The organism is Streptomyces sp. P9-A4, assembly GCF_036634195.1.
Classification (GTDB): Bacteria; Actinomycetota; Actinomycetes; order Streptomycetales; family Streptomycetaceae; genus Streptomyces.
In genome coordinates, this window is sequence record NZ_JAZIFY010000001.1 from 214875 (window position 1) to 241091 (window position 26217).

16 protein-coding genes are annotated in these 26217 nt (G+C 73.3%); 12 read left to right on the plus strand and 4 right to left on the minus strand.

Features of this window, described 5'->3' with window-relative positions; all coding sequences use genetic code 11:
- The first annotated feature begins 3 nt into the window (after positions 1-3).
- The 8 genes from V4Y03_RS01015 (at position 4) to V4Y03_RS01050 (ending at position 17417) form a co-directional block, all read left to right on the plus strand.
- Positions 4-1200 (plus strand): hypothetical protein, encoded by a 1197-nt coding sequence (locus V4Y03_RS01015; protein WP_332433564.1) that lies wholly within the window; start codon positions 4-6, stop codon positions 1198-1200.
- A gap of 604 nt (positions 1201-1804) precedes the next feature.
- Entirely contained in the window at positions 1805-2209 is a 405-nt protein-coding gene (locus V4Y03_RS01020; protein WP_332433566.1) for a hypothetical protein, read from the plus strand.
- A gap of 109 nt (positions 2210-2318) precedes the next feature.
- Positions 2319-4991, plus strand: coding sequence for a DUF6603 domain-containing protein (locus V4Y03_RS01025; RefSeq protein ID WP_332433567.1), 2673 nt, complete (start codon positions 2319-2321; stop codon positions 4989-4991).
- On the plus strand, positions 4988-8533 hold the full coding sequence (locus V4Y03_RS01030; RefSeq protein ID WP_332433568.1) for a hypothetical protein: 3546 nt from the start codon (positions 4988-4990) through the stop codon (positions 8531-8533). The genes V4Y03_RS01025 and V4Y03_RS01030 overlap by 4 nt, the downstream gene beginning before the upstream one ends.
- A 14-nt stretch (positions 8534-8547) precedes the next feature.
- Positions 8548-13209, plus strand: coding sequence for a hypothetical protein (locus V4Y03_RS01035; protein ID WP_332433569.1), 4662 nt, complete (start codon positions 8548-8550; stop codon positions 13207-13209).
- A 2-nt stretch (positions 13210-13211) separates the two neighbouring features.
- A complete protein-coding gene (locus V4Y03_RS01040) occupies positions 13212-14933 on the plus strand; it encodes a hypothetical protein (protein ID WP_332433571.1) in 1722 nt (573 codons plus the stop codon).
- Between the two features lie 17 nt (positions 14934-14950).
- The gene (locus V4Y03_RS01045) at positions 14951-16015 is read left to right on the plus strand and encodes a WD40 repeat domain-containing protein (RefSeq protein WP_332433573.1); all 1065 of its coding nucleotides are present in this window, start codon (positions 14951-14953) and stop codon (positions 16013-16015) included.
- Between the two features lie 37 nt (positions 16016-16052).
- The gene (locus tag V4Y03_RS01050; RefSeq protein ID WP_332433574.1) at positions 16053-17417 is read left to right on the plus strand and encodes an Ig-like domain-containing protein; all 1365 of its coding nucleotides are present in this window, start codon (positions 16053-16055) and stop codon (positions 17415-17417) included.
- Here V4Y03_RS01050 and V4Y03_RS01055 read toward each other — a convergent pair.
- Positions 17384-17695, minus strand: coding sequence for a hypothetical protein (locus tag V4Y03_RS01055; protein WP_332433575.1), 312 nt, complete (start codon positions 17693-17695; stop codon positions 17384-17386). The genes V4Y03_RS01050 and V4Y03_RS01055 overlap by 34 nt on opposite strands.
- Complete coding sequence (locus V4Y03_RS01060) at positions 17682-18905, minus strand: neprosin family prolyl endopeptidase (protein ID WP_317873006.1); 1224 nt, start codon at positions 18903-18905, stop codon at positions 17682-17684. Before V4Y03_RS01060 ends, V4Y03_RS01055 begins: the two co-directional genes overlap by 14 nt.
- Before the next feature lie 862 nt (positions 18906-19767).
- Here V4Y03_RS01060 and V4Y03_RS01065 point away from each other — a divergent pair.
- The 4 genes from V4Y03_RS01065 (at position 19768) to V4Y03_RS01080 (ending at position 23686) form a co-directional block, all read left to right on the plus strand.
- Positions 19768-20877 carry a DUF5954 family protein gene (locus V4Y03_RS01065; RefSeq protein ID WP_332433576.1) on the plus strand — a complete coding sequence of 370 codons (1110 nt, stop codon included), beginning with the start codon at positions 19768-19770 and terminating at the stop codon, positions 20875-20877.
- A gap of 233 nt (positions 20878-21110) precedes the next feature.
- Entirely contained in the window at positions 21111-21518 is a 408-nt protein-coding gene (locus V4Y03_RS01070; protein WP_332433577.1) for a hypothetical protein, read from the plus strand.
- A gap of 66 nt (positions 21519-21584) precedes the next feature.
- Positions 21585-22796: an MFS transporter gene (locus V4Y03_RS01075; RefSeq protein ID WP_332433578.1), complete on the plus strand. Its 1212-nt coding sequence runs from the start codon at positions 21585-21587 to the stop codon at positions 22794-22796.
- A 50-nt stretch (positions 22797-22846) separates the two neighbouring features.
- Positions 22847-23686: an aldo/keto reductase gene (locus tag V4Y03_RS01080; RefSeq protein WP_332433579.1), complete on the plus strand. Its 840-nt coding sequence runs from the start codon at positions 22847-22849 to the stop codon at positions 23684-23686.
- Positions 23687-23723: 37 nt separating this feature from the next.
- Here the strand turns inward: V4Y03_RS01080 and V4Y03_RS01085 are convergent, their stop codons facing one another.
- Entirely contained in the window at positions 23724-24896 is a 1173-nt protein-coding gene (locus tag V4Y03_RS01085) for an alpha-hydroxy-acid oxidizing protein (RefSeq protein WP_332433581.1), read from the minus strand.
- Positions 24897-25050: 154 nt separating this feature from the next.
- A complete protein-coding gene (locus tag V4Y03_RS01090; RefSeq protein ID WP_332433582.1) occupies positions 25051-26154 on the minus strand; it encodes a hypothetical protein in 1104 nt (367 codons plus the stop codon).
- Positions 26155-26217: the final 63 nt, after the last annotated feature.

Sequence of the window (26217 nt, forward strand, 5' to 3'; positions counted from 1 at the left end):
TCCATGACCAAGAACAGCACTTCATCGACCACCGTCCCCGACACCGCCTGGCTCGGGCGTGGACGTCACCTCGGGCCCGAGCCCGAGCGGGACGTCCGGCGCAACCTGCTCGCCCTCAAGGCGGCCCGGGTGATCGACGACTTCCTGGACCTCGACCCCGTCGAGGCGGCGAGTTCCACCGACCTGTACCCCCGGGACGAGTCCGCCGACCCCGGCCCGTCCGCACGCCGCCTCTTCGAGGCCCGCTGGCGCGTGGCCGACGACGTCACGGTGCGCGCGCAGCTGACCACGTTCGAGCCCGGGTCCCGCCGCATGAAGGCCGAGGGTGTCACCTGGGTCCTCGCCTCCGAGGCCGAGCGGGCGTGGGAAGCGAGCTGGCCCTCACCAGCCACCGTGTTCTGGCCCGACAGCGACCAGGTCGCATGGGACCACGAGATGGTGCCGGGCGTGCGCCTGCGGACGACGAACCACCTGCCGAAGGACGACGACGAGTTGCGCCGCCTGCTGCGGGCCTGCTCCCGGCAGAGCTGGTTCATCCATGTCGTGGTGCACGAGGCGATGACACCGGACGCCCTGGGACGCCGGCCGATCACGGCGTTCCTGCCACCGAGCCTGCGGGACCGGGTGGTCGAACACCGGGCCACGCCGGAGCAGGCGCTGATCGCCGACTTCGTGATGAAGCGCGAGCTGGGCGTGGGGATACCGCGTGGCGGCGCCGTCATCCTGCCCCCGACACCGCAGACCCTCGATTACGACGCGGAGCGCTTCACGCTGCGCAATGTCTTCCTGGACGGCACGGAACCCACCAAACTCCTGGACAGGATCAAGGAGTTCGCCTCACTTCCCCAGCCACTGCCGGCCGACGCCGAACAGGCCCTGACTCGGCTGCGTCAAGGCTGGCACCTGCTCACCCCCGCCGAGGAACTGGTCCACGCACAGGCCATGGTCACCAGATACGCCAGGGCACTCGAAGCCATGACGGCATCCTGCGACCTGTACCGGGATGCCGCCGAGTCGGCGCTCGACGCCCTCGCCGAGGCGACCAGCGGCGCCGGCGCCCCCCGAACGGCATCTCCGGCGACGGCCAAGGACGACCCCTCACCGTGGAAGACCCTCGCGAAGACACTCGCCCGCTTCCGGGGCCCGAACCCCCAAGCACCGGATACGGAGGTCCAGCAGCGTCCGCACGGCGGCCAGTGAGATGTACGGGAGAACGGACCGGTCACGTCCGTGGCCCACAGAGGTCGCTCGACCCGCCGGCCGCTGTCCACCGGCCGCCGGCCGTCGCCGCGCCCAGGCGGCGCCGAGGGTACGGGCGAGATCTGCCCACACGGTGCCGATCCAGTGCATCCCTGGGACGATCGCCGTCGCCGACGAGGTGAGCGTGGACGCACACGCGCTCTCGGACTCCGCGGGGATCTCGTTCCCGACCGGGACGAACCACCGGGTCGTCCTCGGACGGGAATGGCTGCGCCAACTGCGCCCGCACGCCCTGGACACGCCCTGGAGGCGTTCCGCGCGCACCCGGAGCGGATCACCGGCGCCCGGCAGCCGACCCTGGACTTCGGTCACGGCGCGGGGAACCCCGTCGTGCCCCTCGCCACGCTCGACGCCGTGGAGAAGGCCATCGGCGTGATCGAGGAACAGGGCGAGGGCACGTCCGCTTCGCCCGGGAACCCACACCCTGGGGCGGCGGGAGAGCCGGCCCGCTGCTCCACCTTCCGGGAGAGGAGATCTTCCACAAGCGCAGGCTCAGGAAGAACCCCGACACCGGGAAGTCCGAGTTCACGGGAGCGGAGATCCGATGCCGGGCACCCTGCCGATCGGGATCGTTCCCGCTGGGGGCCGGCCCCGGAGGGGACCTTGCGCACCGGACGCCGGGACGACACAGCTCCTCGACGAGTTCAACCAGGCGTACAGCAAGCTGCTGCGCCTGCTGCGGGATGCCTGGGGGCGGGACGACGCGGGCGAGGTGGAGGGGCCGCTGTTCGAGGCGATCCCGCCGATGTCCGCCCTGCAGGACCCCGCTCAACAGCTGATGGCGCGCCCGCTCCCCGGCGGCGGCGGGAATTACGGGCCGGAGTTCCTCCACGTGACTCCCCGACGGGTTCGCGCCTCCCGTACGCGCCCCGGCCGCGCGAGTGAAAAGGGCACCGGTTCGGCGCCCCGGGTGGTTCGCGGCCGCGCCCCGCGCCGTGTCCGGGGTTAGCGTCGGTCGCGTTCCGATCCCCCATCCGTCCGGCAGGGCCCCTTGTGCGTCCGCGGGCGGAGAACGGCGACGATCCGATGAACGTCCCCCACCCTTCCCGGACCCGCTGATGGCCGCTGCCCCCCTGCCGCAGCTGGCGACCGACATCCGCGACGGGCTCGTCCTCCTGCTCCCCGACCTCTCGGGGCTTCCCGACACCGAGCGTCCGAAACGCCTGGCTCAGGCACTCGGACTGCCCTCCGACGCGCTCGCTCCGGAAGCTCTTCTCGCGCGGCTCGCGGTGCCGAGCGCGGCGGCGCCGGGGGACGTGTGGCCGGTCCTCGTCGACCTGCTGCGGACCTCGGTGCGAGGCGCGACGGGGGCGGCGCCGAACTGGTCGCTCGCGATCGACAACGTCCTCCGCGCCGGCCCCACCGAGGTGGAGGCGCTCGGCACCACCCTTCCCCCGGTGCTGAGCCTCACTTTCAAGCTGAGCGACGCACTCAGCCTGGTGCCAGGGTTCGCCGTACGGGACGGGATCAGTCTCGTGCTCTCCCTGCCCACCGCCGTACCCGACGACTCCACCCTCGCGTTCCGGGCCGACGGCATGGAGCTCGCGCTCGAGGACCACGAGCTGCTGAAGCTCCTCGCCCCCGGCGGCCTCTCCCTCAAGGGGAGTCTGGGCGTCCTCCTCGACAAGAAGGGGCTGCGGCTCGAGGGCGGCAGCAACGGCAAGGGCATCGCCCTGCCCCTGGACCGGGCCCCCGCCGGGCTGCGCGCGCCCTCGTTGTACGTGGCCTCGCGCGACGGTGGGCTCCAGCTCACCGCCTCCTTCCGCGCCTCGCTGCTCGGCGTCGCGGACGCGACGGTCGACGGGGCTGGGCTCGAAATCCGTCCGACGGCCGGCGGGTACACGCCGACCGTGGTGCCGCCGACGGGTCTCGGACTCACCCTGGCCCTCGGCCCGGCGAAGGGCGGCGGGTTCCTCGGCGAGCAGGACGGGCAGTACCGCGGCGCGCTCTCGCTGAGCCTGGGCCTCGTCGAGGTCAAGGCGTTCGGGATCCTGCAGCCCCGCCCGCCGTCGGTGCTGGTGGCGCTGAGCGCCGAGTTCACCCCGGCCATCGAACTGGGTCTCGCCTTCACGCTCAACGCCGTCGGCGGTCTGATCGGCGTCGGCCGCGCGCTCGACCGGGCGGGCCTGGCCGCGGTCGTGCAGTCCGGTCACCTGGACGACCTGCTCTTCCCCGCGGACGCCGCCGCGGCGGCACCACGCATCCTGACCGCGATGGGGACGGTCTTTCCCGCACGGGCCGGGAGCACGGTCGTCGGGCCGATGTTCCGGGTCGGCTGGGGCCGTCCCGTCTCGTTCGTCACGGCCGATGTCGGCGTGGTGCTCGAACTCCCCAGCGGGGTGGTGGGCATCCTCGGCCGGCTACGGATCGCGCTGCCCGCCCCGCAGGCGCCGGTGATCGACCTGCGGGCCTCGGTCGCGGGCGTCGTCGACGCCGCCGACGGCCTGGTCGAGATCAACGCGAACCTCGCCGGATCCCGGCTGCTCACCTCCTCGGTGGAGGGCGGTCTCGCCCTGCGGGCCAAGTCGGGGCAGGACGCGACGTTCATCCTCAGCGCCGGTGGATTCCACCCCCGCTACACCCCTCCCGCGGGCTTCCCGACACCGAAGCGCCTGACGATCGCGATCGCGGACAGCCCGTTCCTGAAGGTCGTCTTCTCCGGCTACTTCGCCCTCACCCCCGGCACCGTCCAGGCGGGCGCGGAGCTGTCCGCTGTCATCGGGACGAGCAGCACCGGCGTGTCCGGGCGGCTCTCCTTCGACGCGCTGGTGCGCTGGGAGCCGAGCTTCGGCGTGATGCTCGACCTCAGCGGCTCGTTCGCGCTGCGCTTCGCCGGGGAGACCCTGTGCTCCGTCGGGCTGCGCGTCCACGTGGACGGTCCGACGCCGTGCTGGCACATCGCCGGACGCGCCAGCGTGTCCTTCCTCTTCTTCGACGTGAGCTTCCCCTTCGACGAGCACTGGAACTGCATCGGCCAGGCGGCAGCCCCGCCGCCCCCGGACGTCTGCCGGGCGCTGGAACAGGCCCTGGACAATCCCCGCAGCTGGGAACCGGTGCTGCCGGACGGCGTGCGCACGATGGTCTCGCTGCGCGCCGACGGCGTGGCCACCGGCCGTCTCCTGCATCCGCTGGGGCGGGTGCGGTTCAGCCAGCGCACGGTACCGCTGGGAATCGAGGTGGTCCGGTTCGGTCCCGGCCGGCTTCCCGAGCCGACCGCGTTCGACGTGGCCGTCACGTTCCCCACCGGGGCTGGGACCGCGCAGCCGGTCACGGAGGACTTCGCGCGGGCCGACTTCTTCGACCTCACGGACGACCAGAAGCTGACCCAGCCGGCGTTCGAGCCGTTCCGCTCCGGCGCCGAGCTGACCCCGCCGCCCACCGCGCGCAGCGCCCCCCGGACGACGGTGCCGGTCGAGTACGAGACCAAGTGGCTGGGCGGCACTGCCCCCGCCTCTCCCTGGCTGATCAGCGACGCGGCCCTCCAGGCCGCACTCCCCCACGGTGCCGTCGGCCGCAGCCTCGTCCACGAGCTGAGCGCCCGTTACGCCACGCCTCCGCGCGAGCCGGTACTGAAGGAGCGCATGTACGCGATCGCGAGCCTCGACACCCTGAAGGCGCCCACCGGCTCCTTGTCCAGGAACACGTTCACCGAAGCCGCAGCCCAACTGAGGACCGTCACGGGCCGGTCCGGGCTTCTCCAGGTCGTGCCCGCGTACGAGGTGAGGCCATGACCGTGTACACCTTCGCGTCCTGGGACCAGGCCGGCGCCGCCGCCTGTCTCACCGACGACGACGACCTGTCCCGTACCAACCCCGTACGGGGATCGCTCGCGGCCACCGCGTCCGTGAACGGCCGTCCCGGCCGGCCGGTCCCGGTGCCCGCGCTCCAGCTGTACGGCCCCGGGGACATCCGGGCGATCGACCCCAAGGAGATCGTGCGGGTCTTCCCGCTGCCCGGCACACCGGACGCGGAGCCGACCAAGTTCCCGCTCGTGGAGTTCGAACGCACCGAGCTGCCCTGGCTGTTCACCCCGCTGCGAGCCGGCGCGACGGGCGAACTGCGCCCCTGGCTGACCCTCGTCTGCGTGCCCTTCTCGGAGGGCCGGCCGCAGCGCGAACCCGGCGTTCCGCTGCCGGTGCTCCGGGTCAAGGGCAGCGAGCTGCCCGATCCGGCCACCCTGCACCTGTGGGCGCACGCCCAGACCCTCCCCGGCCACGAGACTGACCCGCGGCGGTCGGTCTCCCGGCTCCTCGCACCCCGCCGGCTGGAGCCGCACACCACATACACCGCCTGCCTGGTCCCCACCTTCCTGGCCGGCAGGCTCGCCGGACTCGGCAAGGCCACCGACGGCGGCAGCCTGGCCCCCGCGTGGGACCCCGGCACGACCGTCCGGTGCGAACTGCCCGTCTACTTCTCCTGGGTGTTCTCGACCGGCGAGGCCGGCGACTTCGAGACGCTCGCGGCGCGTCTCCAGGCCCGCCCGCTCCCCCCGCACGCCGGCCGCCGGCCGCTCGACGTCAGCCGCCCCGGCCTCTTCGCGAACGGCCCCGGGCCGGTCGTCCAGGAGGTGGAGAGCGCCCTGCGCGCCCCCGGCGACGTGTCCCGGGACCCGTGGCCCACCGGCCCGCAGAGCGCGCAGTGGCAGCAGCGGCTCGCAAAGGCGCTGGCCCCGATCTCCGACGGCAGCGGCGACGAGGACCCCGACGTCCTGCCTCCGCTGTACGGAGGCTTCCACGCCCTGCGCAAGAGCGCCGACCCTGCCTCGGCGGGCTGGCTCGACACCCTCAACCTGGACCCCCGGTGGCGGGTCGCGGCGGGCCTCGGCGCACGGGCCGTGCAGGCCGACCAGGAGGCCCTCATGGCCTCCGCGTGGCGCCAGCTCGTGGACGTGCAGGCGGCCAACCGGTTCCTCGACCTGGCCCGGTTCGCCCGGCTGGTCTCCACCCGCCTGCACCTGCGGCACGTGAAGCCGCTCTCCGCCGACGAGGTGCTGCGCCTCGCGACCCCCCTCCAGAGCCGGATCGCCCTGACGGCGGACACCACCCTGTGGTCGTCGGTCCGGGCGAGCCTGCTGCCGAACGCCATGGCCACCACGGTGTTCCACCGCACAGTGCGCCCCATGGGCGTCCTCAGCCGGCGCGTGGGCCTGATCGCGGGGCGCGCGGCGGACGCGCCGGAGCCGCCGCCGTTCGCGACGGTGCTGACCGCGGTCGCCTCCTCCCCCACCGGACTCGCCGTGCCCCGCCGCGACCCGGACGGCACGGTGGCCTTCTCCGTCGCGCCCGAGCGGGTCGTCGGCGCGGAGCGGCTCGCCGCCGTACAGAAGGTGTTCGCGCCCGAGGACGGGGCGGCGGACGCCTGGCGGCAGGTGGCGGCCGACGCGACCGCGCGCTCCCTGCAGCGCGCCGTCACCACCGAGCAGCTGGCCGCCACGAACCCGCTCCCCGCCTCCGGACTCAACCGGTCCTTCCGGCTCGGCGCACTGCCCGAGGTGGAGGCCCCCGAGGACTTCCTGGCCAGGACGAGGATCGACCGGCACGGCGATCTGGTCTTCCCCACCGAACGGACCGCCCCGGCCGGACTCGACCTGCTCACCGGGGCGGTGGGCACCGGGACGGCACCGGGAGGGTTCACCGGCTCCTGGACCGGGCCGTGGGACACCGCGAGCGGCGGCAGGGGCGAGCCGGCCGGTGGCTGGCGGGGCACCTGTTCGGGCACCTTGCAGATGGGCCCCGACCGGTCGGGCACGTGGAAGGGTGCCTTCCACGGCAGCTGGAGCAACAGCACGGGAGCCGACGGTACGGACCCCACCTGGCTCGCCCTCTACACCGGCACCTGGGAGTCAGGCGGGGAGAGCGGGGCGTGGCGCGGGGTGTGCACCGGCACCTGGGACCCCTGGAACTCCTCCTCCGACGGCGTCTTCACCGGAACCTGGAGCTCCGAGACCCACCACGGCACGTTCCGGGGCACTTGTCCGGGCGACTGGGACTGGGACACCGCCGACGGCTTCACCGGCGAGTGGAGCGCGGACTGCTACGGCGAGCTCCGTGTCGTGGGCGAGGGCCCCGGCACGCAGCAGGATCCCTGGGAGCCGGGGGCCCTCCAGGGGCTCGTCGACCGCTGGCAGGCCACCGGCACTCTACCCCTGGACATCTTCACCGGCGGCGGTCTGCTCGGCGGGCAGCAGGACCGGCTGCCCGCCCCCGCCGTGCTCGACGCCGGTCCCGAGAACCTCAAGGACATGGTCGTCTCGGCGCACGACCGAGTCCTCGGCCCGTCGGACGCCCCGCCGATCCCGCACCGGGACCCCTTCCCGGCCGAGAGCTCGCAGAACGGCATCGTGGCCCTGACGGACCCGTCGGTGACGGTGCCGACGGTGGTGGCCTCCCGGATCGAGCGGCCCGAGGGCACCGACCCGGAGGCACCGGTGCAGTGGGCGCCCGTCTTCCAGGACGCCATGTGGCCGCCGCTGTCACGGCAGTCCGACGAGTGGCTCTTCGGCGGCCTCGACCACGTCCCCGCCGACTCGGCGGTCCTCGCGCTCACCAACGCGCCCTTCGTGGCCTCCTACATGGTCGGTCTCAACCACGAGTTCGCCCGCGAGCTGCGCTGGCGCGGGTACCCCACCGACCAGCGCGGCACGTACTTCGCCTCGTTCTGGGGGTACGGGAAGGACCTGCCGGAGCTGCACACGTGGAAGCAAGACCTCCCGCTGGGCGCGCATCTGACCGCCCCGCCCGACCGGGTGGTCCTGGTGCTGCGCAGCGCCCTGCTGCGCCGATACCCCGGCGCGATCATCTACGCGGCTCCGCTGCTCGGCACGGAACCCGACGAGGCACACGCCCGGCACCCCGTCTTCCGGGGCGGTCTGGACCCCGACACCGCCATGGTGGGCTTCGACCTCACCGAAGCCGAACTCAAAGCCTCGCCCTGGTGCTTCGTGATCGCGGAGCAGCCGACCGAGCCCCGGTTCGGGCTCGACGATCCCGATCCCGACGCGCTCACCACCCCGCCGCCCGCCGGCGCCTGGGGCGGCCCGTACACCCCGCCGAACACCCCCGGCGAGGCGGACGACTGGAACGACCTGAAATGGAGTCATCTCTTCGACTCCAAGGACGCCTTCCTGGCCGCGACCCACGCGCCGGGAACCCTACGGCCCAACGTCTCGTACGGCGGCCTGGTCTGGGGAAGGAGCGCGGCCGGAACAGCCCGCCAGTGCTTCCAGCAGCCCGTCAGGGTCATCCTGCCCGCCAAACGGCTCCTGGCCCCGTGAGGAGAGAACATCCGATGAGAGATCTCGGCGCACTGCGCCAGGACGTGGCCGAGGCCGAGAAGCACCGTGCCCTGCTCGGCGCCGGGGCCACCGCCGCCGAACGCAGGACCGCCTTCACCCGCCTCGGCACCGCGCGGCGCGCCGTCGACGAGGAGCTGCGCGCTCTTACCGGCGAGGGTTTCGCCCCGCTGCTGCGCCAAGTGGACCCCGAGGTACCGCTGATGCTCCTGCCGGTACGGCTCGAGACACGGCTGCGCCTGGACGGTCCGGGGCCCGACGAACTGCTCGTACGCGTCTTCCCCGACGACATCCACATCGAGTCGCACGAGCCGCACCCCACCGACGGTGAGGTCCAGCAGGCCCGACGGTACTGGCGGACCGTGTGGCGGGCGGGCCGTGCCGACAACGCGGACCAGGACCGCGAGCGGCTGCTGCTCGCCGCCTGGGGGCAGCTGACGGGGGCGGTCGGCGCGCAGCGGGCCCGGTGGCTGGTCCGGCTCCTGAAGCCGGTGTCGGACACCCGGCCGCCGATGCCCGTTCCCGACGCCGAGGCGGTGCCGGAACCGCAGTGGCCCGAGGTGCCGGTCCGGGGCCGCGGCTGGAACCGGGCGGCGACGGCCTCGACGCTGCCGGACATGTTCGTCGTACGGGCCTACCAGGGTGACCGTCTGGTCGCCGAGCAGTCCGGTGAGGCGGTGCCCGACGTCGTGCACGTGGGTCCGGATCCGGACGCCGAACCCGCACCGGGCGGACCGCACCTCGATCCGGCTCTGCTCTGGCTGAAGCAGTACGACACAGCGGTGAAGAACGGGCTCGCCGTCACCCTGCGTCTGCTCCCCGAGAACGGGTACGCGCCGGAACGGGAGCCGCTGCTGACCCGCGTGGTCGTGTTCGGCGTGTCGGCCTCGCTGGACCCCGAGGCGTCCGCGGCTCGCGTCGCCGGCCTCCTGTCCGGCCGGGACGGGGACGGCGAGGCGGCGTTCGTCCCGCAGGGCATGCCGACGAACAACCTTCCGGACGCCGGGGTCCCACCGCCCGTGCCCCCGGACGTCGACCGGCTGCTCGGCGCCGTCCCGACCACCCCGGCCGACACCTGGGACAACGGCACCCGCACCGCCGCCGCCCTCGGCCTGCCGTCCGGCGGCCTCGACGCGCTCCCCGGCGCCGACGATCCGGAACAGGCCGACGCGCGCAGCCTGCAACTCGCCCTGTGGAGCGCCACCGGCGACTTCTTCCTCGACGAGCTGATGGATCAGGACAAGGGCGGCGGACAGCTCGACGTCGACCGGGAGTGGCTGCGCCGCCACCACTACGAGAACGTACGGGCCCGGGGCCCGCTGCCGGTCCTGCGGGTCGGCAGGCAGCCGTACGGGCTGCTGCCCGTCACCGCGACCGCGCGCTGGCGGGCCGACACCACGGAGCACGAGCCGTCCGGGCTGGCGGGGCTCCACCGCGTCCTGGGTGTCCTGCGCCCGTTCTGGGAGGTGGGCGTAGACACGCTTCCCCGTGTCGGCGGACCCGACCAGCCCGGGGAGACCCTCCCCCTGCCCAAGCCCGAGAGGGACGTTCTGCGGGCGCTCGGTATGGCGCCGGTGTCCGGCACGGTGTCGGTGCGATCCGTCCAGGGCGGAATGCTCGCCTGCTTCGGGGACCTGAGCCTCGGCATCCTCGGCTCCGGTTTCAGCAGCGGCGAGCAGTGCATGGAGAGCACGCCGGAGGACCGGCAGTCCCGGGCCCTCAACGAGGCTCTGGGCATCCACTACCGGCCGCGTATCACCCATCAGATCAACGGCCGGGCCACCCGGCTCTGGCTGCCGTACGCGCGACCGCACCTGCCCGAGGGGCAGGATCCGGTGCTCGCGCTCACCGACTTCCTCGACGGCGTCGTCGAACGCTTCGAGGTGCGCAGGCTGATGGTCGGCAAGGAGGAGGCCCGCACCCTTCTGGAGGCGCTGCTGCGGCACAGCGCCAACCTGGAGTACGGGCGCGCCGCCACCGGGGCGAAGGACCCGTCGGTGTTCCGGCCCCGGCTGCGCTTCGCCGAGGTGCTGCTCAACCCCGACACGGCCCTGCAGACGATCAGCTCCGCCGGGCTGAAGGCGAAGCCCTTCACCCTGGGCAAGATCATGCAGTTGCCGGCCGGAGGAGTCGCCGGCACGTCCGGGACCGACACCGCGACCGACGGCGAGTCCGCGACCGACCGAGGTCCGACGGTGTTCCAGGCCATCCTCGACGCCCGCCTGTCCCTGGCCGGGCAGATCTCGGACGCGGCGGTCAATCGCCGGGGCGTCTTCGCCCTCCTGGGCACCGAACGCCCGTGGAGCGTGCGGCTCGCGGAGATGGACGCCGCCCTCCAGTACCTCACCGGGCGGGTGACGGCGTGGGACGGGCGCGGGGACGCCTTCGGGCCGGTCGAACGGCTCCTCGGCGAGTCCCTCGACCTCGTGTCGCACCGGCTCGACGCGTGGATCACCTCCCTCGCCACCGCCCGGCTCCACGCCCTGCGGAAGCGGCGTCCGGCCGGTGTGCAGCTGGGCGCGTACGGATGGGTGGAGAACCTGTCGCGGCACCCCGGCCGGCGCAGCCGGGGTTGGGTGCTCGCGCCCTCGATCCCGCAGGCGGCGACCGCGGCCATCCTGCGCAGCGGCGCCCTGTCGCACCCGACCGACCCCGGGGCCTTCGCCGTCGATCTGTCCTCGCGCCGGATGCGCGTGGCGATGACCGTCGTCGACGGGATGGCCCAGGGCCAGCCGCTGGGCGCACTGCTCGGCTACCGTCTCGAACGGCGCCTGCACGACGAGCGCGAGAACGCCGACGCGCCCCAGGAACTGGACCGGTTCATCGCGCCGCTGCGTGCCAAGTGGTCGGTGCAGAGCCCGCAGCACCCGGGCGCGGGGGCGCAGGAGTTCATCGGCCCTCACGACGTGACGGACGGCGCGCGGCTCGCCGAGGTACCGGAACAGCAGGTCGTCGACTATCTCAAGACGCAGGCGGGGACCACGCCGATGTCCCCCGCGGAGCAGACCGTCGTACGGCGGCACCTCGCGGCCCTGCGGGACGATCTCGACGCGGTGGCGGACCTTCTGCTCGCCGAGAGCGTCCACCAGCTGGCCAACGGCAACCACGACCGGGCTGCCGCCACCATGGATTCACTCGCGGCGGGCGGGCAGCCGCCTCCCCGGCCGCAGGTGCTCGACACCCCTCGGCGGGGCATCCCGGTGGGCCACCGGGTCCTCGTCGTCGTACCGGAGGGGACCGCCCGGGCGGCGGGCTGGGACGCCGCGCAGCAGGTCGCACGGCCCCGCGCGCTGGCCGAACCGCGGCTCGACGCGTGGGCCGGGCACCAGTTGGGCCCGACGGGCCGGATCCGGCTGCGGGCCGCCTGGGTGCGGCCGGGCCAGGACGCCGGGGCCGGTTCGGCCACGGTGACCGAGCACGCCTGGCCGCTCGCGCGGTACTGCGCCCTGGATGTGGTGGCGCTCGCCGCGGCGGGCCGGCTGCGGGCGGTTCTGGAACACGCGCTGACCGACGAGCGGCCCCCGAACGTGCCCGACGACGCCGTACCGGTCCTGCGCACGGACAGGGCCTCGGCCTGGGCCCGTACCACCGTGGGCATCGCCCAGGCCGAGGCGCTCGGCGCGGCGGTCGCCGCGGTGCTCGCCTCCGGCAGGGCGGGCACGGAGGCCGATCTGACCGCGGCCCACAACCCCCCGCAGCCGGCCGCCGACCAGGAGCTGAAGGACCGGGCGGACACCGCGCGCAGCGGCCTCCGGACGGCGCTCGTGGCCAAGGACCTGGAGGCGCTCGCCGCCTACGGGGTGACCGGCCCGCCCCTGGGCTCCGCCGCGGAGCTGGAGGACCAGCTGGTCGGCGCCCTGCGCAAGGGGCAGGAGCGGCTCGACCAGGCGGACGAGGCGGCGAAGCGGAAGGACCCGGGAGGCGCGGACGCGGTCCTGGAGGCGGTGTTCGGCGCCGGTTTCCGGGCCGTGGGCCTCTCCCGGGCACCGGAGGCCGACACGCTGGACGCCTCGTTCGGGTCAGGCCTCGACCGCGGCGGCGACGCCCGGCTCGTCCCTGGCGACTGGGTGGAGCAGATGGGCATGGTCCGGCCCGGCACCGGTGCCCTGGCAGACCTGCTGCTCCACACCCAGACCGCCGGCACCGGGGCCGGCCAGGCCCTGCGGATCGGACAGGTCCCGTTCGCGCAGGGCGACCGCTGGGTCGGCGCGCGGAGGACACCCGAGGACGAGAAGAAGCCGGCGACGGGCCTGGTGGTGCACGGGCCCGCCCAGCCGCTCGCGACGCACCGGGCGGCCGTCCTCGTGGTCGACGAGTGGTCGGAGCTGCTCCCCGCTCAGCGGCATACGGCGGGCGCCACCTTCCACTACGACGCGCCGGGGGCGCGAGCCCCGCAGGCCGTACTGCTCGCCGTGCCGCCCGAGGTGGGGGCGGCCTGGACGCCCGACGTCCTGGCCGCCACCGTCGGTGAGGCGCTCGACCTGGCCAAGCTGCGACTCGTCGACCTCGACGCGCTGGGCTGGCTGGGACGCTACCTGCCCGCGGCCTACCTGCCCGACACGGCGCTGCCCTCCGCACCCTCCGTGAACATGAAGGACCTGATGAAGCGGGCCGATCTGGGGTCCCTCGTCAAGCTGCTGACCGACAAGGAGTCCTGACGGTGTTCGATGTCATGTACTTCGGCCAGTTCCACCGCGTGGAGCCGGTGGTCAGACCGAGCGGTACGGGCGGCCAGCTCGACGACGCGCTCGCGGCGCGGGTCGCCGACCCGCTGTTCCTGCTGGCCCGGCAGTGGCAGGTCGCCGAGTTCGCGGGCGAGGACGGCGGCTCGCCCGTCTGGTGCGCCCTCAGCACCGAGAGCACTCCCCTGGGTTCCTTCCGTCCGTCCGTCGACGGCACGGCGGTGCCCCTGCCGAAGGGTGTGCCGCTGGAGTTCCTGGCGGAGGCCGGGGCGGCGGCGGACGAGACCGCGCGGCAGCTCACACTCCGCGCCGCCGCCCGGGCCGGCGGGCGGTTCCTCACCACCCTCCGCACCGTGAACCTGCCCCCCGGCGTCCTGGACGGCATCGACGAGGCGGTCCTCGCGAAGGCGCCGCTGCCCGGGCCCGGAACCGATCCGGAGCAGGACCCGCTGCGCCGCGACCCGGCCGGCCGTGCCCTGCACGAGGTCCTCGCGGGCCGGGCGCCCGACGGAGCCGCGCTCGCCGGCCATCTGGCCGACGGCTGGCGTCCGCCTGGGCTCACCGGCCCCCAGCGGACCGCCTTCGACGAGGCGGCCGGACTCTGGCTGGCCTGGTTCGAGGAGCAGTACCGGCCGCCGGTGACGTCGAGCTGGGCACGGGAGCGTCTGGAGCACCGCTTCGCGGTCACCGCCGCGCCCGGCGGCCGGACGGTGACGCTGACCGCGCCCGAGTACACGGGCGGCGCCGCCGAGGCGTACCACTTCGACCTCGACACCGGCGGCGCCGCGCTGCCCGCGCCGGCCGGCGGTGCACCGGTGGGAGTGCTGCCCACCCGTGTCACCTATCCCGGCATGCCGGCCGAGCGCTGGTGGGAGTTCGAGGACACCACCGTCAACCTGCCCGACATCGGCGCGGGCGTGCCGGACCTGGCCCGGCTCCTCGTCGTCGAGTTCGCGAACGTATACGGAAACGACCACTGGATCGTCCCGGTGGAACTGGCCACGAGCGCGCTGCACCGGATCGCCTCGCTCACGGTCGTCGACACCTTCGAGGACACGACCGTGATCGAGCCGGCCGACGACGACCACTGGTCGGTGTTCCGTCTGACGGACGCCGCGACCGGCGCGCCGGCGCCGCCCCTCCTTCCGCTGCTGCCGACCGCCTCGGCCCGTCTCGAAGGCGCCCCCGTCGAGGAAGTCCTGTTCGCCCGCGACGAGATGGCCAACCTGGGCTTCGCGATCGAGCGGATCGTGCAGAGCGCCACCGGCAGTCCGCGGGTCCGGGCCGACGAACCTCAGGACGACGAACCACAGGTCTCGCCGGCCGACCCGGCGGCGCTCGCCTACCGCCTCCTGACGCCGGTCCCGCCGCACTGGATCCCCCTGGTGCCGGTGCCGCTGGAGCAGGGCGCGGCGGCCGTCTGCCTGCGGCGCGGGCAGATCCCCCGCTTCAGTGCGGACGGCACCCGTCTCCCGCAGGTCAAAGCGGCCGGCCGGGTCCTTGAACCGGAGGTGAAGCGGGTGTTCTTCCGCGACGAGGAGGTCCCGCGCTCGGGAGTGACCGTCAGCCGCGTGCCGGTCGTGGCGCGCGGCGAGGACGGCCGGATCTACCAGTGGGTGGGCCGCCGCGTCCGGGCCGGCCGGGGCGAGGCGTCCAGCGCGCTCGCGTTCGACGGGGCCGTACCGCCGAAGGGGTCGTGATGAACACGGAAGCCAGGATGAACGCACGCACCGGGACGGGCATGCCGGACCAGGGGAGCGGACTCGGCCCGCGCGGCGACCGCCTGCGGCGAGTAGCCACCGCTGTGAGGAGCACGACCCGCGCGGTGGGCGAGATCACCACGCCCAGGCAGTTGATGGTCCTCGACCTGACCTCGGACGATGCCGAGATCGTCGGTGTGGACGACATCGGGACCGTCTACCGGTGGGACAGGCTGCTCGGCCAGCTGCTGTCCGCCCCGGTCCAGGTGCACACACGGACCGTCTACGCGATGCTGCTCACCCCCGACGACCACGAGATCGTCATCGGCGACGGCGAGGGTGTGCTGCGCCGCTGGGACCGGGTGAACGGCACCCCCCTGGGCGAGCCCCTCACCGGCCATCGGAGCCGCATCCGGGGCCTCGCCGTCACCCGTGACGGGCGGGAACTCGTCTCCGCCTCCCAGGACGGCACGGTACGCCGCTGGGACCGGGCGGCCGGCTCCCCGCTCGGCGAACCCCTGCGCGGGCACGCCGGAACGGTACGGGCGGTCGCGCTCACCACCGACGAGGACGTCATCGTCACAGGTGGACAGGACGGCACCGTACGGCGCTGGAACCGGGCGGCCGGCACCCTGATCGGCGAGCCGCTCCTCGGCCACAGCGGCCCGGTCCAGGCGCTCGCGACCGACGGGCGAAGCATCGCCTCCGGGGGCCGGGACGGCACGGTACGCCGCTGGGACCTCGGCTCGGGCCGGCCGGTGGGACCCCCGCTCGTCGTCGACTCGCCCGTGTGGTCGCTGCTGCTCACGAGCGACGGTGAAGTCGCGGCGGGCAGCGCCCATGGCCTCCTGCACCGCTGGGACCGCACGGGACAGCGCATCGGTGCGCCCGTCGCCGCGCACGGATGGGGCGTGGCGTCCTTCACGGCCACGCGGGACGAGTCCGAGCTCGTCACCTGTGGCTGGGACAGCAGGATCCGCCGCTGGGCGCGCGTCTCGGGGGAGCCCACCCGGTCGGCCCGGAAGGAGACCCGGATCGACCTCGTACCGCGTCTGGAGATCACCGGCACGACACCGTTCTGATCCCCTCCCCCGCACCACCGACCGATCGGGAGAGCCGATGCCGGCCATCACCATCGACACCTCACAGCTGACGTTTCCCCTTGTCGCGGTCGCCGACGCCGGATACGGGTCCGCGGACGGAGCCGTACCCCCGTACGCGGACGGGGCCGGGTACGCGGCCTCCTCCGGGTACGGCACCCGGCCCGGGACACGGTTCCTCGACGGGGCGGCCGTCCCGCCGCCAGAGGTCTCGCTCCCGCCGCGTACGGGCTACCGCCTGCGGCTTTCCGACACCGCCACGGCCGCCGTCACCTTCGACGTGCGCGAGGACGGCACTCTCGACTACGACCCGGAGTTCGACGCCTTCCTCGCCGGCCGCGGCGGACGGCGGCTGACCGTGCGCGGCGTCCCCGTCACCGTCGACGCCCGGGCCCTCGACCATCCGCTCGTCCCGGACCTGCCCGACGCGGGACCCCTGACGCCGGACCGGGTCCACGAGCTGAAGCTGCTGCCCGCCTCCGGGTACCGGCTGCGGGTCGCGGCCGGCACCGCCGACGGCGGGCTCGGTTTCTCCGTCTCGCCGGACGGCCGTGTCCGGCTCGATCCGGAGGCGGCCGGCTTCGCCGACGCCTCCGGGCACACCCTGACGGTCCACGGGCACACGATCGGCGTCGACGGCCGCGCCCTCTCCCACGGTCTGCTGCCCGTCGGAGCGCCTGCCGCCGGCCCGGGCTTCCTGTCCCGCACCTCGACGCACCGCCTCACGCTGCTGCCGGCCTCCGGGTACCTCCTCCAGGCGGGTCCCGGGGTGACCGCCGACCTCGCGTACACCGTCAGGTCCGACGGCACCGTCGACTACGAGGAGTCCTGCGACGCGTTCCTGACGGGACGCGGCACGGACACGCTGGTCGTGGGCGGGTTTCCGGTGGTGCTTTCGACGGCCCGGGCGGACAGCGACCTCCTCGGTGTCACGGCCCTGGACTCACTGCCCCGGACCCCCCGCGAGCTGACGGCCGTCCTCGCCCCGGCGACGGGCTACCTCGCGCGGACCGCGTACGGCCTGTGCAGCGCCTTCGGAATCACCCGCGACGGCGCCTTCGCCATCGATCCGGCCACCGCCCGCTCCTTCGCCACCCGGCCGGCCCTGGCCACGGGGTCGCTCACGACGCTGACGGTACGGGTCACGACGACGGTCCCCGGCGGTCGCCCGCCGCGCGGCCCCGTCACCTTCAGCGCGGACGGGCGGGTGCTCGGCACGGTCCTCCTGGACGAGGTGGGCATCGCGACGCTGCGGACGGCGGACCTGCCGGCGGACGGGGCCGGGATCGTCGTCTCGTACGAGGGCGACGACGAGCACAGTCCGTGCGGCGTGACCGTTCCCTCAGCGTCTCAGGGGGACTGGGGCGGCGATGCCGCCCCATGAGCCGGCGGCTCCTCGGGGTTGCGGGTCGCCGGGGAGTCACTGACGACCCGTTTGCCGTCCAGCGTGTAGTCGCGGCGGCGGCGCCGGGGTACGTACCCCTCGGGGCAGAGCCTCACGCCCCGCCCCGGCGGAGCGCCCCGGTCCTGCGTGGGCGGGTGGGGCGGGGGCTCCGCCGCCCCACCCGCCCCGTCGATCCGGACGCACTCGATGTCCGGATCGGCCTCGGAGGGAATCACCTCGGGCCGTTCGTCCTCGGACGGAAGGTCACTCGACTCCACCCGGGCCTCCCCAGTAGAAGTACGAGCCCCAGGTCGTCGTCCCGGAGAAGTCGGTCACGATCCGGTAGGCGTTCGGGTTGGTCTCGTGGATGTAGCCCTGCATGTTGACCATCGTTCCTGAGGGGTCGGACTGGTAGGCCAGGTTGCGCATGTAGGCCGCGTAGCTCCAGCCCTCGTACGGGAAGTGGCCGCTGCCCATCCAGGTGCGCGTGGCTCCCGGGTGGCCGATCTCGTCGACGACCTCACCGCCCCAGTCGATGGACTGCGCCTGGTTGAGCAGCCCCGCGGCGTTGAACAGACCCTCGGGGCCGCCGGCGGGGTAGTACCCCATCCATTCATTGCCTATCCGGATCCACCAGTTGCCGGCGAAGAGCGTGACTTTGATGGCGAGGTCGTACTGGTCTCCCCCGTACACGCTCTCCGCGAGACGGATCGTCGGGTAGACCGAGGTCGACACCTGCTTCCAGCCGAGCACGTCGGTGTTGTAGCCGCCCTTCTTCGCGCCGCTCGCCGTGTAGTTGTTGGTCGTGTAGAAGATGAACAGGTGCGGATACCAGTCCCCGTACAGGCCCTGGTAGGTCTGGGCGCCCACTTCGACGGTCTGCCCGTCGGTCGTGCCCTGCGCGAAGCTGCCCCGCACCACCCACTCCTGCCCGAGGGAGAACTCGTCCGACCACTCGACGTAGGGCCGCCAGGTGTTGATGACGCCTTCCGTCCCGTAGTTCGTGACCTGCTGGACGGCGTGCGCGTACTTGTGCGGGGAGACGGCCGCGGGTGCGATGCCCGGGTCGTCGGGCGGTGTCACGAGCTTCGCGCGTGTCCCCTTGGCGAGGTAGTCCTCGAGCGTGCCGGTGGTGGTGATGCGGTCCAGCTGCTTGCGCACCATCGGGACCGTGCCGGGAGGGCCCGCCTGGGCTTCGGCGGCGGCCTCGAAGGGCTGGGGGGAGGCGGGGCGGTCGGTGGTGCCGGGGCGTTCCGGGTACTCGAGCTCGGGTGGCTCGGCATCGGCCTCGCTGGGGACCCAGTCGAGGTCCTCTCCGTACGGGGTGGTGGTGCGGGCGACGACGTCGCGTCGCGCGTACAGGTCCTTGAAGTACTGCCGGATCTCGTCGAGCCGCTCCGCGGCCTCCCGTTCCAGGTCCCGGCCCGCTCGCGGCGGCGGCGCTGACTTCGGCGCCTCCGGGTTGCGTTCGATCCTGCCCGTTTCCATGGTTCCCTCCTTCGGGCTTCGCTCACGACCCCGTGAAGGGCCGACACTGAAATCGACATGCTGGGCTCGATGAAGTCGACGTCACGAAGGCATGGTTCAAAAACCATTCGGAAAAAGGGGGTTCGTAGGCGTCATCGGTCATAACCTCTTGACGTCGGATGCGGGCGACGATGTCGCGGCCGCGCAACCCCGGTATCTCCCATCCTGCGCCCACACGGGAGTCGGCGCAGCTCGACCCCTCCCGGCCTAACCGGCGACTTCTGGCACGACGCCCACCTCTTTGCCCAGCAGGGACCAGGCCTCTTTCTTTCAGCACACACCCCCTTTCAAGGGAGCCGGAGGATCCAATAGGTCATCGTCTTGGTCGTCATCCGAGCAGGCGCGGGCGATCGCGTCGGAGACCGGCTGGGCCGTGTGGTGCTCGTAGAAGCTGTACGCGGGGCTGGGGTTGACCTCGAAGCAGAAGAACTCGCCGTCGTCCGTGAGGACGAGGTCGATACCGGCGAGGGCAAGGCCCGGCCCGGAGGCCAGGCGGGCATGTTGTCGTTGGTCTTCTCCGCGGCAACCAGAGAGCCGAGGACAGAAGGTCCAGCCCCGGCCCTCAGGACGCACGGGAGCAGGTCATGGGCGAGATCACCGTCAGTGCCCAGCACATGGGCCACCTGCTGATCGACTCCGGCAAACACGTTCGGCGCCGTACGAGCTGCACGTCCGTGCTACCGGGTAGCCACCCGGGGGGCTGCCCACTCTGGCGTGCGCGGGCGGCGAAGTCGCCCTCCTCGCCTCCGGCCCGGGAGGGTGGTATCGGGGGGGATCCGGTGAAACGGTGATGCGGGCGCAGGGCTGCCGCCAGGATGGCGGCATGAGTAACGAGGGTGCGGGACCGGTCGAGTGGCCGGTGGTGGTGAGGGTTCCGGTGGAGCCGGTCGAGGCCGCGATGGAGGCCGATGCCGTCGACGCGGCGGCGCGCCACAGCGGCGTGGCGGTACGAGGGCCGCTGTTCGGGGTGGCGGCGCAGAGCGAGGACGACGGGCGGCGGTGGAAGGTGGCCGTCGAGGTCACCCACGGCTGTCCGCAGCAGGCCCGTGACGCGCTGAACTCCCGGTTCTGGTTCCGGGCGAAGGACGAGGCGAAGGACAGGGCGGAGCGGCGTGCGCTGCTGGCGGCGGTCGCCCGGCTGGAGAGCGAGTGCGTCGACGAACTCACCGTGCTCGACACCCGCTATCGCGTCGTGCGGGCCGAGGAGTACGCGGCCGTCGACGCGCACGGCGACATCGAGACGCCGCGGCCCACCGACCCCGAACCCCTCAACCCCGACTGGAGCCGCGGCGCCGGCACCCGTAGCCCGAGGGTCGACGACGGCCTCGTCCTGGACCCGGACGCCCCCCTCTCCCCGCTCCAGGCGGCGGAGCGACTGACCCTGCGCTCCCTGACCTACAGCGGAGCGAGGTACCCCGGCCCCGTACTGGAAGACTCCGCGCGGGCCCTGGAGTCCCACCCCGACGTGATGCTCATGCCGGCCGCGTTCCTGATCGTCGAGCGGTCCGGTACCGAGCCCTGGTCACCGGGCAGCAGCCTGCACGCCACCGCCCACGACGCCCGCCGGACCCTGGCCTTCGCCCTGACCTGGATGGAACCGCGCACGCGCGGCCTGATCCCCTACGACGCCGAGAGAGACGTCGACGCACACACCGTCGTCGCCGAGAACACCAGCCCGGCGGTCGCGGAACTCGCGGAGTTCGCCGCCGCTGCCGACCGGCTCCGAGCCGGCCGGTGCAACGAGATCGAGGTCGGCAGCACCGTTTCCCGGATCGCCCGCGCCCGCCGCCTGCTGCGCTGGGGCCCCGACGGACCGGAAGGACCCCGCCCGTCCGACATCAACACCCAGGCCCCCCAGGCCCTCCACCCGCGCCTCGACGAGGACGGCACCGTCCACTTCGACGATCCCGCGCAGGACGAAGACCCCTCGTGACCACGCAGAGGAGCGGACGGTCGAGACCGGCTCCCCGGACCGGATGGACACCGCCGCGCACGCCTTGACCGAGTTCACCGCCCCAGGCGCGGTCTCCACGGGCAGCTGGCCGTACAACGACCAGCGGGCGCCGACCTGACCGAGCAGGAAGAAGCGATCAGCGCCGGGGCGCCGTACGAACTCGGGGTCCGGTCGAAGCCGGGGACCTTCCTACCTGGAAGCAGGCCGAACTGGTGGCCTGCCACGTCATCTGCGCTCGTGCCGCTGACTCCGCAGTGCGCGGCGACCATCTTGACGCGCCGGCCGCTCTGTCGCTTCGGCCGCGAATATTCGAGGGCAACCAGCTGCCGCACCTGCTGTTCCTGCACGCGCTGCGGCGAGGTGCTGACCTGTACAGCACCTCGCCGCAGATCCTGGCCGGGGCACGATGGCCGGCCCGGGTCCAGAAGCCGGGCGGCACCTTCGAGCGCGGGTGGAGCCTCGCGGAGGGCAACGCGATCTTCCGCGCCGCGCACGCCCTGAGCACGGTGCGCGAACGGCTCCCGCTGCCCCCATCCGTGGCCGACGCCGTCGACCACACCCTCGGCCGGACTGCCGACCACCTGCCAGAGCCCACCCTTTACCCGCGCTTGCACATATAGAGCGCATGCAATTATTGTGAAGGCATGCAAAGGGATCCCTCAAGCAAATCCGGAACAGGGCGAGGCATGCCGCTCGCTCTACTCGCTCTTACAGTCGGAGCCTTCGGCATAGGTACGACCGAGTTCGTGATCATGGGACTGCTGCCCGAGATCGCCGCCGACTACGGCGTCACCATCCCCACCGCCGGCCTCCTGGTCACCGGCTACGCCCTCGGTGTCGTCATCGGCGCGCCGCTGCTCACCGTCTTCGGGACCAAGGTCAGCCGCAAGCGGATGCTGATGCTGCTCATGGGCCTGTTCGTACTAGGCAACCTGCTCTCGGCCGTCGCCCCCAGCTTCGGACTGATGCTGACCGGCCGCATCGTCGCCTCGCTCGCCCACGGCTCGTTCTTCGGCATCGGGTCGGTCGTGGCCGCCGAGCTGGTCGCGCCGGACAAGAAGGCCGGCGCCATCGCCACCATGTTCACCGGTCTGACCGTCGCCAACATCGTCGGCGTGCCGCTCGGCACCTTCATCGGGCAGACCGTGGGCTGGCGCATCACCTTCGCGATCGTCGCCGCGCTCGGTGTGGCCGGGTTCCTTGGCATCGCGAAGCTCGTGCCCGCCATGCCCCGCCCCGAAGGCGCCCGTCTGCGGGGCGAGCTCAAGGCCTTCCGCAACCCGCAGGTCCTGCTCGCGATGGCCATGACCGTGCTCGGCTTCGGCGGCGTCTTCGCCGCGATCACCTACATCGCGCCGATGATGACCCACGTCGCCGGTTACGCGGACGGCTCGGTCACCTGGCTGCTCGTGCTCTTCGGTCTCGGCATGTTCCTCGGCAACCTGCTCGGCGGCCGGTACGCCGACCGCGCGCTGATGCCCCTGCTGTACGTCTCCCTCGGTGGCCTCGCGGTCGTCCTCGCGCTGTTCACCGTGGCCGCCCACGACAAGATCCTCGCCGCGGTCGCCGTCTTCCTGGTCGGAGGGCTCGGCTTCGCCACCGTGCCCCCGCTCCAGAAGCGTGTCCTTGACCAGGCCGCCGGCGCGCCCACGCTGGCCTCCGCCGTGAACATCGGCGCCTTCAACCTCGGCAACGCGCTCGCCGCCTGGCTGGGCGGCCTCGTGATCGCCGCCGGCCTCGGCTACACCGCCCCGAACTGGGTCGGCGCCGCCCTCGCCGCCGCCGCGCTGGGCCTCGCCCTCTGGTCGGCGGCCCTGGAGCGCCGCACCCCCGCGGTCCGGGCCGGCGCCTCCACCGCAGCCTCCGGTGCGCCCGCGGGCACCCTCGTACACCACTGATCCCCGGCCTCTGCCACACCCCCCGTCAAGTGAAGGAAAACCCGCGCACCATGTCCTCCTCCCCCGCCCCCGCCGTTCCCACCGTCGAACTCGCCGACGGCGTCGAGATCCCCCAGCTCGGCTTCGGCGTCTTCCAGGTCCCCGACGACGAGACCACCGCCGCCGTCACCGCCGCTCTCGAGACCGGCTACCGCAGCATCGACACCGCCGCGATCTACGGCAACGAGGCCGGCGTCGGACGCGCGCTGGCCGCCTCCGGGCTGCCCCGCGAGGAGCTGTTCGTCACCACCAAGCTGTGGAACGCCGACCAGGGCTACGACGCCACCCTGCGCGCCTTCGACACCGGCCTCGCCAAGCTCGGTCTCGACCACGTCGACCTGTACCTCATCCACTGGCCGGCGCCCGGCCGTGACCTGTACCGCGACTCCTGGCGCGCCCTGGAGCGCCTGGCCGAGGAGGGTCGCGCCCGTGCCGTCGGCGTCTCCAACTTCCAGCCGGGCCACCTCCGGCGCCTCATGGCCGGTACGACGCTGATCCCGGCCGTCAACCAGGTCGAGCTCCACCCCGGCCTGCAGCAGAGCGAACTGCGCGCCTTCCACGCCGAGCACGGGATCGCCACCGAGGCCTGGAGCCCGCTCGCGCAGGGCGCCGCCCTCGACGACCCCGCCATCACGGCCATCGCCGCCCGCCACGGCAGGTCCCCGGCCCAGGTCGTCATCCGCTGGCACCTCCAGCTCGGCAACATCGTCATCCCCAAGTCGGTCACCCCCGCCCGGATCCGCGAGAACTTCGACGTCTTCGGGTTCACCCTCACCGACCAGGAGATGGGGACGGTGGCCGCGCTCGACCGCGGCCTGCGCACCGGCCCGCACCCCGACGAACTCGACTGACCCCGGCGGGGATCTCAGCGGGGAACTCAGGAGGCATCTAGGGGCGGACGGCGCGCAGTGCGCCGCCCGCCCTCAGCGATTCCAGGGTCGGGTAGCCGTCGACCGCCATGATCAGGTCCGCCTCCGCGAGCAGGGAGCGCAGGACGTGGACGATGCCGTCCGTGCCGCCGAGCGCCAGCCCGTAGGCGTACGGGCGGCCCACGCCCACCGCCGTGGCGCCGAGCGCGAGCGCCTTGACGACGTCGGCGCCGGTGCGGACGCCGGAGTCGAAGAGCACGGGCAGTCCGTCGGCGGCGGCGACCACCTCGGGCAGGGCGTCCAGGGCGGGCAGGCCGCCGTTGGCCTGGCGGCCGCCGTGGTTGGAGCAGTAGATGCCGTCGACGCCGCCGTCCCTGGCCCGGCGGACGTCCTCGGGGTGGCAGACGCCCTTGAGGACGATCGGCAGGTCGGTGAGCGAACGGAGCCAGGCCAGGTCGTCCCAGACCAGCGGGTTACCGAAGAGGCCCACCCACTCCAGGACGGCGGCGCGCGGGTCGTCCTCGGGCGGCTTCGCGAGACGGGCCCTGAAGACGGGGTCGGAGGTGTAGTTCGCGAGCGCGTGGCCGCGCAGCTGGGGAAAGTTGGCGGTGGCGAGGTCGCGCGGGCGCCAGCCGGTGATCCAGGTGTCGAGGGTGACGACGATGCCCCGGAAGCCGGCCGCCTCGGCGCGGTGCACCAGGCTCTCCGCGAGAGCGCGGTCGGTGGGGGTGTACAGCTGGAAGAGGCCCGGTGTGCCGCCGAACTCGGCGGCGACCTGCTCCATGGGGTCGACGCTGAGCGTGGAGGCGATCATCGGCACGCCCGTACGGGCGGCGGCGCGGGCGGTCGCCAGGTCGCCGTGCCGGTCCTGGGCGCAGAGTCCGATCACCCCGACGGGCGCCATGAAGAGCGGGGACGGCAGGGTGAGCCCGAACAGGTCGACGGAGAGGTCGCGTTCGGAGGCGCCGACCATCATGCGCGGGACGAGCCCCCACTGCCGGAAGGCCCGGACGTTGGCCTCCTGCGTGTGCTCGTCGCCCGCGCCCCCCGCCACGTACGACCAGAGCGAGGGCGGGAGCGCCGCCCGCGCCCGGTTCTCCAGTTCGCCGAAGGTCATGGGCAGTTCGGGCAGGACGCCGAAGAGCCCGTCGAAGTAGATCTCGTGCTGGTAGTCGCCGTACTTCTGGGGCATGGAGGAGGCTCGTCCCTTCCGGTTCCCGCCGGCGCGCCCGGGCCGCCCGGCGGTGATGGGGCCCATCGTGCCCGCCACGCGCGCGCGTGGCCATGGATCACCCGTCGCCGGTCGGCCCCGGCGGGCCGCGAAGCTCACACGGCGGTCGGGGCCGCTACGTACGCGATGCCGTCCCGCAGCCGCCGTCGGCGGCTCCGGTCAGCTCGTCCATCGGCCGGGCGCGGTCGTACGGGTCGACGGTCCCGCCCTCCGTCGCGCCCTCGGCCGGCCGGTCCGAGTCGAACTCGGGGGCGAAGTAGCCGGTGTGGTCGTCGCAGCCGCCGTTGGTCATATGGGTCTTGTACGAGACGAGGGAGACGGTGCCCGGCTGGGTGATGATCTTCGACGGATCGTCCCAGTTCAGCACGATCTCTCGGCGGACGATCGTGCGCGCGATCTCGTCGCCGCCCGCCGTCCCGCGCGTGACCGGATAGACGTAGGTGACGTCGGTGGTCACCTGGAGGGCGCCGCGTTCGCCCTGGCCGTACGAGATCCGGCCCCGGGTCTTCACCACGTCGCCGGCCACGCGCGCGCGTGCCGGGTCGAAGCGGCTGAAGAGCAGGAGCGGATCGTTCTCCTCGCTCGGGGCCTCGAAGGAGGTCTTCAGGTAGTCCTGGACGTCCCGCTGGTGCGGGTTGAGCAGGGCGGTCGCCCGCGCGGGCCGCTCGCCCCGCCATACCGCCGGATCCAGGCTGGAGGCGACGAGGAAGTCCCGGGACCGTCGCAGGGCCTGTGCCACCTGAGCCTCGCTCATCCATCCGGTCGCCCGGGCGGCGGGGACCGTGATGCCCGCGGCGCCGTTCGCCCAGCGCGCCGCGGGCGATCCGCGGAAGGGTTCGCCGAGTGTGGGCCGGAGGGCCGGTTCGACGGGCGGGGCCTCGGTCGGGCGCTCCGACTCCTGCGCGAGCGGTGGCCCGGCCGGAGTGCCGTCGCCGGAGGTTCCGATCATCCGCCAGGGGTCGAACGCCACGACCAGGAGGGCCACGGCGACCAGGAACCCGGCCACGTACCAGCCCTTGCCGCGCCGGCGCGGGGGCGGCGTGTACGCACGCCAGCCGTGCGGGTTCGCGGGCTGCTCACGCGGTCGCCCGGTCACGCTCCGGGCCCGCGCCGAAGGCTCCTTGGGCGCGTCCGGCACTCCGTCCACGGAATCCCGCAGGAACTGCTCCCAGACGTCGTCCGGTACGGACGAACCGTCCCGCTCCCCACCCGCGCCCACACCGCACTCCTCGCCCCGAAGCGTCGAACACCCCTTCGCCCCACCCCGGGGCACCGCATGATC

Excerpts from the sequence above, each read along its gene's own strand:
- V4Y03_RS01015 (WP_332433564.1), top strand. The coding sequence starts at position 4 with ATGACCAAGAACAGCACTTCATCGACCACCGTCCCCGACACCGCCTGG.
- V4Y03_RS01020 (WP_332433566.1), top strand. The coding sequence starts at position 1,805 with ATGCCGGGCACCCTGCCGATCGGGATCGTTCCCGCTGGGGGCCGGCCC.
- V4Y03_RS01025 (WP_332433567.1), top strand. The coding sequence starts at position 2,319 with ATGGCCGCTGCCCCCCTGCCGCAGCTGGCGACCGACATCCGCGACGGG.
- V4Y03_RS01030 (WP_332433568.1), top strand. The coding sequence starts at position 4,988 with ATGACCGTGTACACCTTCGCGTCCTGGGACCAGGCCGGCGCCGCCGCC.
- V4Y03_RS01035 (WP_332433569.1), top strand. The coding sequence starts at position 8,548 with ATGAGAGATCTCGGCGCACTGCGCCAGGACGTGGCCGAGGCCGAGAAG.
- V4Y03_RS01045 (WP_332433573.1), top strand. The coding sequence starts at position 14,951 with ATGAACGCACGCACCGGGACGGGCATGCCGGACCAGGGGAGCGGACTC.
- V4Y03_RS01050 (WP_332433574.1), top strand. The coding sequence starts at position 16,053 with ATGCCGGCCATCACCATCGACACCTCACAGCTGACGTTTCCCCTTGTC.
- V4Y03_RS01060 (WP_317873006.1), bottom strand. The coding sequence starts at position 18,905 with ATGGAAACGGGCAGGATCGAACGCAACCCGGAGGCGCCGAAGTCAGCG.
- V4Y03_RS01065 (WP_332433576.1), top strand. The coding sequence starts at position 19,768 with ATGAGTAACGAGGGTGCGGGACCGGTCGAGTGGCCGGTGGTGGTGAGG.
- V4Y03_RS01075 (WP_332433578.1), top strand. The coding sequence starts at position 21,585 with ATGCCGCTCGCTCTACTCGCTCTTACAGTCGGAGCCTTCGGCATAGGT.
- V4Y03_RS01080 (WP_332433579.1), top strand. The coding sequence starts at position 22,847 with ATGTCCTCCTCCCCCGCCCCCGCCGTTCCCACCGTCGAACTCGCCGAC.
- V4Y03_RS01085 (WP_332433581.1), bottom strand. The coding sequence starts at position 24,896 with ATGCCCCAGAAGTACGGCGACTACCAGCACGAGATCTACTTCGACGGG.